The sequence below is a fragment of the Clostridium ganghwense genome (assembly GCF_026735165.1).
In the GTDB taxonomy this organism is placed as follows: Bacteria; Bacillota; Clostridia; order Clostridiales; family Clostridiaceae; genus Clostridium_H; species Clostridium_H ganghwense.
Genome location: NZ_JAPQES010000006.1, coordinates 48329 through 61404, shown reverse-complemented (window position 1 = coordinate 61404; position 13076 = coordinate 48329). Strand labels below are relative to the sequence as shown.

The 13076-nt window shown below is 28.1% G+C and carries 11 protein-coding genes; 7 read left to right on the top strand and 4 right to left on the bottom strand.

What is annotated here, in order from left to right; translation table 11 throughout:
- Positions 1-12 precede the first annotated feature (12 nt).
- A complete protein-coding gene (locus OXH55_RS15370; RefSeq protein WP_268050913.1) occupies positions 13-1032 on the top strand; it encodes an ABC transporter substrate-binding protein in 1020 nt (339 codons plus the stop codon).
- Entirely contained in the window at positions 1013-1765 is a 753-nt protein-coding gene (locus OXH55_RS15365; RefSeq protein WP_268050911.1) for an ABC transporter ATP-binding protein, read from the top strand. Before OXH55_RS15370 ends, OXH55_RS15365 begins: the two co-directional genes overlap by 20 nt.
- Before the next feature lie 31 nt (positions 1766-1796).
- On the opposite strand, the gene OXH55_RS15360 is transcribed toward OXH55_RS15365, so the two are convergent.
- Positions 1797-2630 carry a GNAT family N-acetyltransferase gene (locus OXH55_RS15360; RefSeq protein ID WP_268050910.1) on the bottom strand — a complete coding sequence of 278 codons (834 nt, stop codon included), beginning with the start codon at positions 2628-2630 and terminating at the stop codon, positions 1797-1799.
- Between the two features lie 674 nt (positions 2631-3304).
- On the opposite strand from OXH55_RS15360, the gene OXH55_RS15355 reads away from it, so the two are divergent.
- The 4 genes from OXH55_RS15355 to OXH55_RS15340 all read left to right on the top strand — a co-directional run bounded on the left by OXH55_RS15355 (position 3305) and on the right by OXH55_RS15340 (position 7106).
- The gene (locus OXH55_RS15355; RefSeq protein ID WP_268050909.1) at positions 3305-3574 is read left to right on the top strand and encodes a hypothetical protein; all 270 of its coding nucleotides are present in this window, start codon (positions 3305-3307) and stop codon (positions 3572-3574) included.
- Between the two features lie 266 nt (positions 3575-3840).
- Positions 3841-4647, top strand: a complete 807-nt coding sequence (locus OXH55_RS15350; RefSeq protein ID WP_268050908.1) for a CsxC family protein — start codon at positions 3841-3843, stop codon at positions 4645-4647.
- A 155-nt stretch (positions 4648-4802) separates the two neighbouring features.
- Positions 4803-5720 (top strand): CsxC family protein, encoded by a 918-nt coding sequence (locus OXH55_RS15345; RefSeq protein WP_268050907.1) that lies wholly within the window; start codon positions 4803-4805, stop codon positions 5718-5720.
- Between the two features lie 189 nt (positions 5721-5909).
- Positions 5910-7106, top strand: coding sequence for a BMP family lipoprotein (locus tag OXH55_RS15340; RefSeq protein ID WP_268050906.1), 1197 nt, complete (start codon positions 5910-5912; stop codon positions 7104-7106).
- Between the two features lie 66 nt (positions 7107-7172).
- Here the strand turns inward: OXH55_RS15340 and OXH55_RS15335 are convergent, their stop codons facing one another.
- Positions 7173-8945, bottom strand: a complete 1773-nt coding sequence (locus tag OXH55_RS15335) for a SpoIID/LytB domain-containing protein (protein ID WP_268050905.1) — start codon at positions 8943-8945, stop codon at positions 7173-7175.
- A gap of 199 nt (positions 8946-9144) precedes the next feature.
- Between OXH55_RS15335 and OXH55_RS15330 the strand changes: the two genes are divergently transcribed.
- A complete protein-coding gene (locus OXH55_RS15330) occupies positions 9145-10944 on the top strand; it encodes a heme NO-binding domain-containing protein (protein ID WP_268050904.1) in 1800 nt (599 codons plus the stop codon).
- 56 nt (positions 10945-11000) lie between these two features.
- On the opposite strand, the gene OXH55_RS15325 is transcribed toward OXH55_RS15330, so the two are convergent.
- Together OXH55_RS15325 and OXH55_RS15320 are read right to left on the bottom strand one after the other, a co-directional pair.
- Positions 11001-11891, bottom strand: a complete 891-nt coding sequence (locus OXH55_RS15325; protein ID WP_268050903.1) for a radical SAM protein — start codon at positions 11889-11891, stop codon at positions 11001-11003.
- A 106-nt stretch (positions 11892-11997) separates the two neighbouring features.
- A complete protein-coding gene (locus tag OXH55_RS15320) occupies positions 11998-13059 on the bottom strand; it encodes a YkvI family membrane protein (protein ID WP_268050902.1) in 1062 nt (353 codons plus the stop codon).
- Positions 13060-13076 lie beyond the last annotated feature (17 nt).

Here is a 13076-nt window from a genome sequence, read left to right as displayed (position 1 = left end):
GAGGTACTAAATATGAAAAAAAGAATTTTATCAATAATCACAGCAGTTTCTCTTACAGCAGCATTATTTGTAGGTTGTGCTGGAAGTGGAGCAGCAGATAAAAACAAAGCTGCAGAAGCAAAAAAAGAATTAAAAAAGGTAACAGTAATACTAGATTGGGTTCCTAATACTAATCATACTGGTCTTTATGTTGCAAAAGATAAAGGATATTATGCAGAAGAAGGACTTGACGTAAATATAATTCAACCATCAGAAGGTGGAGCAGCTGATTTGATTGCAGCTAAAAAAGGTGAGTTTGGAATTAGCTACCAAGAACAGGTGACTTTTGCAAGAACAGCTGAAAATCCACTGCCTATAAAGGCTGTTGCAGCTATTATACAACACAATACATCAGGGTTTGCATCACCAAAGGATAAGAACATAACATCACCAAAGGATTTTGCTGGTAAGACTTATGGTGGATGGGGTTCACCATCAGAGCAACAAATATTAAAAGCTATAATGGAGAAAGATGGAGCAGATTTTTCTAAATTAAAAATGGTAGATGTAGGATCAGATGATTTCTTCACAATTACTAAGAAAAATGTAGATTTTGAATGGATTTTCTATGGATGGACAGGAATAGAAGCTGAACTTAAAGGATTTCCTATTAATTATATAGATTTAGGTAAATTAGATAAGAGAATGGATTATTATACTCCAGTTATAATAGCAAACGAGGATACGCTTAAAAATGATCCCGAGCTTGCTAAAAAGTTCTTAAAGGCTACTACTAAGGGTTATGAGTATTGTATGGAGAAACCTGAAGAATCTGCTAAGATATTATTAAAAGCTGCACCAGAAATAGATGAAAAGCTTGCAGTGGCTAGCCAAAAGTATTTAGCAGATAAGTATAAAGCAGATGCTAAAAGATGGGGAGAAATGAAAGATGAAGTCTGGAATAACTACACTCAATTCCTTTATAAAAAACAATTAATACCTAAAGATATGGATGCAAAAGAGGCTTTCACAAATGAGTATTTGCCAGAATAATAAAAAGCTGAGAGTAGAAAACATAAAAAAGGATTTCAAGAATACTTCAGTTATAGATGATGTAAGTTTTTATGTCAAAGAAAATGAGTTTGTAAGTATACTTGGACCAAGTGGGAGTGGAAAGAGTACTATTTTCAATATAATATCAGGGCTTTTAAAACCAGATAGTGGAAAGATTGAAGTAAACGGAGAAAATTATACAGGGAAGGTTGGACATGTAAGTTATATGTATCAAAAAGATTTACTACTTCCTTGGAAAAAAATAATTGATAATACAGCTATGCCTCTAATTTTAAAAGGGGAAAAGAAAGAAGCTGCAAGGAAGAAGGCAGCTAAGTATTTTAAGAACTTTGGACTTGAAGGTTTTGAAGAAAAGTACCCACATCAACTATCAGGGGGTATGAGACAAAGAGCAGCATTGCTTAGAACATATATGTTTTCTAAGGATATAATGCTTCTTGATGAACCTTTTGGAGCTTTAGATGCTATTACTCGAAGCAAAATGCACTTTTGGCTTTTAGATGTAATTAAGAACTTAAATTCCACAGTATTGTTCATTACTCACGACATTGAAGAGGCTATATTCTTATCAGATAGAATATATATATTATCTGATAAGCCAGCAAAAATAAAAGACGAGATAGAAGTTAAGCTTGAAAATAGAAATAATAAGGATGTAGTTACTTCCAAAGAGTTTAATGATATAAAAAGAAGAATATTGAATGCATTATAAAAAGTATGCAGGAGTTAAATTCCTGCATACTTTAATTTTTCAACTGTATAATAAGATAATCATCATAGTGAGTAAATCCAAGAGAAGAATATGCTCTTACCGCAGGAGTGTTATTTTTAGTTACCATCAATGTAGGCATTTTATCTCTAAATATAATTCTTTTACATATTTCAGATACTATAGCTTTGCAGTATCCTTTTCCACGATGTTCCTCAGAAGTATATACTCCACCTATTTGGTTAATATCCTCAGTAAAAGTTTGAATATTAGCTTGAGCTACTATTTTTTCATCCTTAATTAAGAATACCCAATCTTCTTCTTCACTTTTTTCACATAACATTTTTAAAGCTTCTTCTGTATCAATTTTTCTACCAAATCCTTTTAAGTTAGCTTCTTTAATAAAGGAAACAGCAGATTGTTTGTTTACATCTTTGGCATTTTTGATAATTGCACCTTCTAAAGAAAAAGAAACAAAAGCTTTATTTATATAGTAGCTATCCTGAGAATAATCTACTGTACTTTTATAATTTTTTATTCCTTCATATAAAGGCTTAATAAGTTTTTCCATACCTAACAAATATAAAAAGTCTTTTTTCTTCATAATTTCTATGAAATTAGGTACTGCATTTAGTGTTTCAAAGTGAGGAATGCAGCTTCCTAAATTATAAAAAGGAAGAATACCTTTTAATTTACCATCTTCAAAATATCCATAATAATCGCCACATCTCCTTAGATTTGGATTATTTTCAAGCCCAAATTGAAATATGTTTCCTATTAAAAATGTAGTTTCAATAGAATTTCTTTCTAAATATTGCATAACAATTTTTGTGTCTTTTTTTTCAAGTAATCTTATTGAAGTTTTCATAAAAAATCCCCCTTACATAAAATAAAACCCTACAGAATCACTTATATAAAGCGACTCCGTAGGGTTAAAATTTACTACGTGTAGGATACCATCCCTGTGCCGCTCGATAAAATCTAGGCACACTCACTATTATTTAGGATATTAGCATAGTATTATTGTATTGTAAATAGTTTGATATGAAAATGGTGTTATATTATAATACTATTTCATATATTTGAAAATTCTATAAAATGATTATTGACTTTATATTACAAATCAGTTATACTATGAGTGTAAATGTTAAAATATCTAAAAGGAGGTAGAGTTATGAATAATAAATGTATGTTTCCAATAATTAAAACTTTATATGTGATTAGTTTTGATAACTCTGCCATAAATATAATTTTGTAATATAATGTATATCATTATGAATTAAATTGTAATATTCAGCCATGGGTTATCAAACCCATGGCTTTTGTGTTTTTTATAACAATATTAATTTATAGGAGTATATTGTATACCTTTGTTTAATTTGTTTTAAAGCCGTGGATAAACCACGGCTTTTTATATTTTATAAAATTTAAAAAGGAGGAGATTAAAAATGATTAAAACATTAAGGGGTTCACTAAAAAGTAATTTAAAATCAAAAAACAGTACAAAATTAGAGGATAATTTTTCATTAGGAGGTTATATATATGTTCATGCCCGGAGTAAAAACTAAAATTTCTAATATAATTTTTGGAATAGGCAATAATAGAGGTGAAAAACCATCACAAGAAGCGATGGAACTTTACTGCAAAATAGAAGGATTAGATTTTCCGTATTTTTCAAATCATATGGAATATTATGAAGAAGAAAAAAAGAAAAAAGCTTTGATTAAGAAAAATCCTTTTAATATAGTCAATACAACTATTGGTTTAGGGATATTAATTGGAGTAATGTATGTAATAGAAAATATAATATAGATTTGTGAGATAAAAAGGGTTAGAACTTAATTATTACAGATTGAGGGTTTAACCCTTTTGACTTTTTTGAGTATATTTTTAGGTAAATATACTTAAAGATTTATCGGATAAGAAATTTATATTAAAAATTTAGTTTAGATAACAAAAAAATAATCAACAAATGGACAAGCACAGCATAGTATGTAGTAGATACAAAAACGGCATTTAATAGAAGTGCTATTAAAAACTGCTTTTGTATTTTGAAATCAAGAAAGGGGAAATAATAAGTGGAAGATAGATGTAGACCAACTTGTTGTGGTAAAGTGAATGCAACAACATTACCTTTATGTGATGGAGAAAATCTTAAACCACATGGTATTCATGGTCCATTAGTAGCTAAAATACCAGTAGTTTTAGGAGAAAAAGATATTCAAATAGATGTTGAAGCAGAAATTGAATTTAAAGAACCTTATTATGAAATTAAGAGAATTAAAAAAGATATATTTTTAACTCAATGTAAGTTAATTCCAAGGATAGGAAAAAAACAATGTGGAAGAAAACTTAAAAGTGGAAAATTATTCTTAGAAGGATTCGTTAGAAAGAATATAGAATATGCTACAGCTTGCTGTACTTCAGATGACGCAGTATGTGGAGATATAAAGCATATGACAGTAGACGTTCCTTTTAGATGTGTAACTGAAATTGAATATGATGTACCACCACAGGTTTGCACTAGAAAACCAGCAGAAGAAATAGAGTTAATCTGTACTAAACAATGTTGTAATGACTGTGAAGATCAGGTTATCGGAGCAGTTCCATGTGAACAAAATTTTGAAGACGTTATATGTTATACAGAAAAACCTTTCTGTGAATTAGAAGAAGCAAGAATTTACGAAGCAGATATTCATAAGGAAAGAGTATGTACTTGTCCAACACATCCTTATAAAAAAATAGTAGAAAAAATGGTTGTTTACCTTAGAATAAAAGTATTACAATTACAGCAAGTAAAAATAAAAGATGGCTGCGGTTGTAACGGTGGCTGCAAAGATAAATGCAAAGACGGCTGCAAGGATATGTGTAGTTGTATAGACTAAATTAACTTATTCCGACTTAAAGCTTTTTAAAGGCTTTAAGTCGGTTTTAAGTTTAGGTTCAATTTATAGGTTATATGAATATATTATAAACTAGGAGGCAAAATTTATGTTTTTATACGTTTTGTAATTTAGAAATGATAAAGGAGAATTTTGTAATGACACAATATAATCAGTATTTTTATAATAAGGCAGATACCCTTATAAAAATTCTTATCCTCTTAGAATTTTTTCAAGAATATTATAATGAAGATCAAGAACATATAACTAATAATAAAGAAAATATAGAGAACAAAGAATATAAAAGGAATAAAAATACAGATGGTAAACGGGTGAAAAATAATAATTTAAATTATAAAGAATTCAAAGAATACTATGATTCAGGTATTGGAAAATTAGAAAAAGGTAAAAACCAAGGTTATGAAGCTAGTAAAGAAAAAGAAGTAAGACAAGACTCGGGATATGTATCCAAAATTCCTGTTGTAATAGCAGAAAAATCTGTGAAGATTCCTGTTGAGGTATTAATTGAATTGAAAGAAGAGGCGTTAGAAATTAAACGTACAAATCATCAAGCATATTTAAATGAAGCGATATTGGTACCTATTGAAGATATCAATAAAGATATAAAAACTAAAAAAGGAAAACTTTTTTTAAAGGGATTTGTTAGAAATAATGTAGAATATTCTACAGTAGATAATATTGAAGATAATATTATTAGTGGAGAGATTAAACATAAACTTGCATATATCCCTTTTGAATGCACTACTTTAATTGAATATAGTTTACCACCTAATTTTCATATTAAAGATGACGTAAAAGAAATAATACTTAATATTTCAAATAATTTAGAGTGCAATGAACATATGTATGAATCTGAGCAAGAGATTAAATATAATCAACCAATATGCTGTGATATAAAAAAAGTTAAAATTTCTGGAACAAGAATGTGTAACAATAAAAAGCCTTTAAGTGATAAATTTCCAATAGAAAATACTTTTTCTGCAATAGAAGAGAAAATGATAGTGGAATTATTTTTAACATTAACTCAAAGGCAATCCGTAGAGATTAATAATTAATTCAAATGGAGAATAATAGTTAATATTATTTCTCAGGTTATTTACAAACATATTTTGCCAAAAGCTTAAGAGTATATCGTGAGATATACTCTGTTTTTATAAGAAGTATTTTTAGTAAAATAATACATAAAAGATGTTATAATGAAATTAATATGTTCAATTTTAAATGTATTCAGAAGGAGGATATATATGAGAAATATTAAAAGGTTGTTCAGTTTAACTTTAGCAATATTTTTTGTGAGTTTTTCATTTATGAATGTACGAATTGCAAAAGCAGCTGAAAAAAAAGTACTAACAGGTATAAATACTAGAAATTATAATTCAAACAATCTAAAACAGTATCGAGATAATCCTATATTAAATTTTTTAAAGGAAATGTATGATGTGAATAAGGCGAAAGATATAAATAAAAATTCTCATAAGAAAATAGAAGTAGGCATGTTAACAGATCAAGGTGGACTAAATGATCAATCATTTAATCAATGCGCTAATAAAGGATTACTTAAGGCAATGAAAGAGTTTAATTTAGATTATAAAGTTATTGAATCAACAATGTGTGACGATTTTGAAGCTAATTTAGAAACTTTAGCCCAAAATTGTGATTTAACTATAGGAATAGGATTCATGATGAATAATCCTGTTACTAATGTTAGTTCTAAATACAAGAATAAAAAATTTGCTATTATAGATTCTAGTGTAAATTGTCCAAATGTTATGTCTATAACTTTTAAAGAAGAAGAGGGTTCTTTTTTGATGGGAGTTATTGCAGGTAAAATGACTAAAACTAATAAAGTAGCTTTTATTGGTGGAAAGGAAGGAGCCCTTATTAATAAATTTGAGGCGGGTTTTGTTGCGGGAGTTAAAGCTGTAAATGAAGAAGCAGCTAGTAATTTAATCAATAGAAAAACAGTTAAATATGCAGATAGCTTTAGTGATTGTAATAAGGGATATGAATTAACTAAAGTTTTAATAGAAGAAGGTTGCGATGTGTTTTATCATGCGGCTGGAGGCGTAGGAATAGGAATGTTTCAGGCTATTAAAGAAGCAAGAGATAATGGGGAAAATATATGGGCTATAGGTGTAGATAGTGACCAAGGAATTACAATGCCGAAATACTCAGAGGTTATTCTTTCTAGTATGGTAAAGAAAATTGATACTGCATCATATTTAGCTACAAAAAATGTAGTAGATAATACTTTTAAAGGTGGTATAGTCACACTTGGTTTAAAAGAAGATGGTGTAGGATATGCAGAAAGTTCAAAAGTAAATACACCTAAGGAAGTTTTACAGATAGTTGAAAAATACAAGAAGGCAATTGCTGATGGAATGATAAAAGTGCCAGCTAATTTGGAAGAATTAAAGAATTTTAAAAAACCTGAAATATAAATAATAAAGTGACAAAGGGTTATATTCTAATAAATGTTATTAGAATATAACCCTTTAATATACTTTTTAATATAACTTATTAAATTTTATGTTTTTATAGTAGGTATTTAATATAGTTTTAAAATCTTTACCTTCTTTCCCAAGATACATAGCTCCGTATTGGCTCATTCCAACACCATGACCATAGCCACCGCCGTAAAGGGTGAAAGTATCATTAAGTTTTTCTATAGAGAAAAAGGAAGAGGGAAGAGTAGTCCAATTTTCTAGAGGTTTTCCTATATAGCGAATTATCTTAGGTGGATTATTACATCTGAAAGATCTTCTTACAAATGAATCTTTTTTCACATTTACAGTTACATTTTCAAATATAAAGGATATCTCTAAAATGTTTCCACCCTCACTTCTATTTAATACCTTTATATCCTGAAGATTTTTAAGGGTGCGGGGCATCCATTTTGATTTTTTGCCATTTTTTAATATGTTTATGTATTGTCTAGAGTTTTTATAAATTTTTTTTAGGTTTATATTTAAATTTTCTTCAAGAGTATTTTTACTAAAAGATACATTCCATCTAAAATAGGAAGATTTATTGTCAAAGGATTGAATATCTTCATTTCTATAAAATTTTAGCCAATTCTCTTCACTAGTTGGAAGAGCAATATTATTTTTTAGAAATCTATTTGTTTTTAAGTAAGGTTTATTATCACTAGAACCATCACTTTTAAACCAAATATCCTGATAGTTTACTCCAGAACCACAGGAGGTTGAATAGTATTTTGCATCTATAGGATTATTGTTATAAGTCATTATAAGACCAGTTGTATTTTTTATAGCTTTATTTGAAATTTCTTGGGGCTTAATGTTGTTATACACTTGGCTTTTAGTGCTATCATCAACATAAAAACCTAAGCTTCCGTAACGATTAGATAACATATCTGATATAGCGTAAGTTCTAGCTGCAACAGCTTGACATTTTAGAGCTTCAAGTCCTCCCCAAATAGGCATTTCAGAAGGAACTACTTTATACAGATAGTCTTCAATATTTACTTCGTTTACCAATATTATTCCTTTTTCAGTAGGATAAAGCTCCAATATTCCGTTGTAGCTAGGATTAAAAGAAGGATAACCTCTGTTTATATTAGTTAATGTTAAATTAGTTCCTTTTATGTAAAGTCTATTTTTAGTTGTTATTTTGGATTCATCAACGTAAAGATTTAGATGTTTTTTTTCACATACAGCTGTAATAGAATTATTTGTAGGTATATCTAAAGATATATCTTCCATTTCACTATAGATTTTGCACGGAGAATTTAGTTGGATTTTTAATTTGTCGTGGTATATAGAGGAAAAATTTGAAGTTGATATTCCAACTCTAGTGGTAGAATAATCTTCCATAGGATATATGATAAACGTATTTAGTCTATCGTCGTTTAAGAAAGATCTAACATTATTTTTACCTACTATTATGTCTTTACTGGTACCTATATTTATATTGTCATTGCTATCTATTTTATAAAATAGAGGTTTTTTAGATAAAGTTTTTGAACCCAAACCCTCTAGTTCGTAGTTTTTGGATTCTTTTACCATTACTCTGTTTAATAAAGGTTTATTTATTTTATAATCGTAGGTTTGGAAAGCATTAAATTTAAAGCTAAGTACAGTGTATTTGGGAAGATTCAAATTAGGGATTTTTACTTCTTTTAATTTACCGTCAATGTATATAAGAGAATAATTGTCGTTTGTTTCCATTATTATTCCATGAGTTACTTTTCTAGGGTAAAAGAGTATACATATTATTGCAATAATAAAAGTACTTAAGATTAATAAAAATTTTTTCATATAGCATACCTCGTTTATATATTATATGGTGAAACTATATTAAAATCATATCCATATATCCGCATATTTATTACATATAATTTAATTTTATAGTATGGAATTTATAATTAAATAGATTAACAAAAGTAAAATAATAAGATATAATAAATATTAGTTGACAATGATTTGAAATTATTCAGATAGATGTGGGGGGAGCATAATGAAAGGAACAATAGTTGCTACATGGCTTAAAACTTGCAGAAAACTTTATGATGATGATGTAGTAAGTAGAGCGATGAATTCTGTAGGATGGAAAGATAGTAAGATATTTTCACCAGCAGAAAATATTGATGATAATCAGGTTAAAAAGGTAATTGGATTTATAGCAGATGATGAAGGAATACCAATAAATCAATTATGGACAAACATAGGGAGAGATAATATAAAATCTTTCTTCAATGATTTTCCTGCGTTTTTTCAGCATGAAAACTTATATTCTTTTCTTAGATCCATGTATGATGTACATATAGAAATGGTTAAAAAATTTCCAGGAGCAAAGCCTCCTCTTGTAAATTTAAAACCAATATCCAGTAGAAAGGCTATTTTTTCTTATGATTCTAAGAGGGAAATGTTTGATTATGCATTAGGATTAATTGAAGGAAGTGCTGAGTTTTTTAATGAAAAATTAGAAATAAAAGAGATAGAAAGAGGTACCGGAAAGTTAAAGTTAGAATTTACCTTTGAAGAAGATATATATTACAAAAAGATATATAGATTTAATAAAGCTTTGTCTTTAGGATTTATTAAAAGTATACCTGCAAAGGTTGGAATGTTTACATTAATAATTTCTGTTTTAGTAAATATTCCTTTAATAGGGTTTGAAAGCATTCTAAAATTTATAGTAGCTTCTATGCTTCCGGCGTCAGTCTCTGCTTTTGCGGTAGGTATGCTTATAAAACCTAAAAGTTTAATAGAGGCTGAAATAAGAAAAATCAATGCAAATGATTATACAGAAGAAGGAAAAATAGTTACTGGAGACTTTTTTGAAGACATATATGATCTTTTGAAAGAACATAGAAAAGTAGTTAGAGCAGATTTTACTAGTTTTAAAGGTGTTACAGATGAAATGAATACTTTTGTAAGAAATATAAATACTATATCTGATACCATGAGTAGAACTTCCGAAGAAATTTCAGGGGTTGTTGAACAAGTAGCAAATGGTGCTGTAAGCCAAGCAGAAAATACTCAAAATGCTGCTTCAACATTAAATAAAAATATTGAATCTTTAAAAACTATTGTAGATAATGAGAATGATAATAAGGAAGAACTTGAAAAGGCTATTGAGAAAATAAATAATAGTTATAGCAATGTCGAAAATTCAAGTAAGAATATAATAAAAACTCTACAAAAATTCCAAGAAGTTAAAGATCAGGGAATACAGCTTGAAAATAAAGCTAAGAATATTACAAACATAGTTTCAATAGTTTCTCAAATTTCTGAACAAACAAACCTTTTAGCATTGAATGCTTCTATTGAAGCAGCTCGTGCAGGAGAAGCTGGACGAGGATTTTCGGTTGTTGCTGAAGAAGTTAGAAAGCTTGCTGAACAGACTCAAGGAGCTGTTGAGGAGATAAATTCTAACTTAGGACAATTTGTAAATGAAATTAAAGTTTTAGTTGAAAAAATTGGACTTCAATATGATGTTCTTGAAAATGAGACAACCAACTTAGAAAAGGTTAGAAATATAAGCTTAGATGCAACTAATTCGGCTCAAACTGTTTCAGCTTCAATGATAGAAACTATAAACGAACTTGATAGGGAAGCACATTTTATATCAAAAATATATGATAACATTGAATCTTTATCTGCTATTGCAGAAGAAAATTCTGCTTCATCAGAGGAAGTTAGTGCAAATGTTTCAAATTACACTAATGAGATTAAAAATTTGATAGATAATATTTTCGAATTTAAAAAATTAACAGAAGAGTTTAAAACTGAATTAAGTAAATATAAGATTTAGCTATATGCAAAGCTAAAATAAATGGTCCTTAACAAATTAAATTTGTTAAGGACCATTTAAATTCCTCTTAAATCAAAATTTGGTATAAAGCTTTCAGATGCTGTTCCGTGTTCTTGAATATAGGCTTTAGTTATTCCTAAGTTTATAGAATAATCTATTAAGGATTCATAATGCTTTGGGTTAATTCTTTTATTTATTTCTGGATATTTTGAAGAATTGAACATTGGAGTATATTGATTCATTAAGCTAATAAATACAGAATCCTTAAATGTATTATATATATAATCAATAATTTTTTTTGAATCAAAAAGAAGTCCAGGAAGCATAAGATGTCTTATTATCATTCCTTTTTTCATTAGTCCATTTTTATCAAATACAGGTTTTCCAACTTGTGTAAACATTTCTTCAATTATTTTTGAGGCATTGCTAAAATAATTAGGAGCGTTAGAATATTTTACTGCATATTTATCATCAAAATATTTGAGATCAGGTAAATATATGTCTATATATCCATTTAAAGCTTTAATAGTTTCAAGATTTTCATAGCTATTTGTGTTATAAACAATAGGAATAACAAGACCTGAATTTTTAGCAAGTTTTAAAGCTTCAATTATTTGAGGCACAAAGTGAGTGGGAGTAACTAAATTTATATTATGAGCACCTTTTTCTTGCTGTTCTAAAAAAATTTCACTTAGTCTTTTAATTGAAATTTCTTTTCCAGTACCACTATTGCTAATAGCATGGTTTTGACAAAAAACACATTTGAGATTGCAATTAGAAAAAAATACTGTACCTGAACCTTTGTTTCCAGAAATACATGGTTCTTCCCAGTGATGAAGAGAAACTCTACCAAGTTTTATTCTTTTTCCTGAATTGCAAAAACCAACTTCTCCATTTAATCTATTAATACCACAATTACGTACGCATAAAGTACAATTTTCAATCAACAACTTCACCTCATTTGTTAAACATTTTCTAAACTTAAATGTAAATCTAAAGCTATAAATTGTCAACTTTTAAATTTATAACATTCTCTTAATTCAAATGTAACAACTAGATTTTGTTTTTTTTACATTCTTTATAATAGAAAATAATACATTGTACTATAAAAACAAGACTTATAGCTCCAAAGGCTGGATAAACATAGTTTATTAAATTAACAAAGCCAAATTGAGATATTGGTATTGCAATTAACAAAATAAGTATAACAGATTTTTTATAAGAGATTTTAAATACGTTTTCAACAGTTTTTCCTAAACTATAGATATCAGAAACTTCAGTTGAGAACATTTCAAGCCACATAATACATAGAAGCATAATTTGAACTAAAGTACCAAACCGATTAGCTATATATAAAAGTGGTATGTCGTATTTAAAAATGTGTGGTATGTTAAGAATAAGCATAAAGTTTATCATAAAAGCTATTATTGTAAGTCCAATTGAACCTAATATAACTGCAATTTTTAAAGGGAGTTTTAATCTAATCTCAGAACTTAATGGAACAAGAACTCCACTACAGGATATTATGTTAAAGCCTGCATATAATAAAGCAGATATAAACCAATTATTTTTTGAAGATGGAATGCTTTTTATATATGTAACACTTACAATATCTTTAGAAAGTGCCACAAAAAGGATAAAAATAGTAGTTATTATAATTATTAGACAAGGAACAATAAATGAGTTTATTTCTAATAAACCTTCTGTACCTTTAAGTAAAATATACAATGAAAGGAGTGACATCAATATTATTCCTATCCATTTAGAAATATGGAAATACTGATGAAGTAAAGCACCACTTCCAGCTAGGATTATAGCAGAACCACTTAGAAGAAAAAAACTTGTGATAACATCTGTTACTTGTCCTAAAAATCCAGGACTTACTAATCTGATAAATTCATTATAGGATTTTAATTTATACTTAATGCTTATATGTATAATAATAAATCCCATAGTTATATAAATAATTAAACATATTAAGAGTCCCCAAAAGCTTTTGTATCCATGTTTTGCAAAAAATAAAGTTATTTCTTCTCCAGAAGCAAGTCCAGCTCCAACAATTGTGCCTATAAATACAGCTGCTAATTGAAAGGTTAGACTTAAATATTTTTTCAAATTAAAACCTCCATAAA

Bases quoted from the DNA above. Each gene is read 5' to 3' on its own strand.
- OXH55_RS15370 (WP_268050913.1), top strand. From the start codon at position 13: ATGAAAAAAAGAATTTTATCAATAATCACAGCAGTTTCTCTTACAGCA.
- OXH55_RS15365 (WP_268050911.1), top strand. From the start codon at position 1,013: ATGAGTATTTGCCAGAATAATAAAAAGCTGAGAGTAGAAAACATAAAA.
- OXH55_RS15360 (WP_268050910.1), bottom strand. From the start codon at position 2,630: ATGAAAACTTCAATAAGATTACTTGAAAAAAAAGACACAAAAATTGTT.
- OXH55_RS15355 (WP_268050909.1), top strand. From the start codon at position 3,305: ATGTTCATGCCCGGAGTAAAAACTAAAATTTCTAATATAATTTTTGGA.
- OXH55_RS15345 (WP_268050907.1), top strand. From the start codon at position 4,803: ATGACACAATATAATCAGTATTTTTATAATAAGGCAGATACCCTTATA.
- OXH55_RS15340 (WP_268050906.1), top strand. From the start codon at position 5,910: ATGAGAAATATTAAAAGGTTGTTCAGTTTAACTTTAGCAATATTTTTT.
- OXH55_RS15335 (WP_268050905.1), bottom strand. From the start codon at position 8,945: ATGAAAAAATTTTTATTAATCTTAAGTACTTTTATTATTGCAATAATA.
- OXH55_RS15330 (WP_268050904.1), top strand. From the start codon at position 9,145: ATGAAAGGAACAATAGTTGCTACATGGCTTAAAACTTGCAGAAAACTT.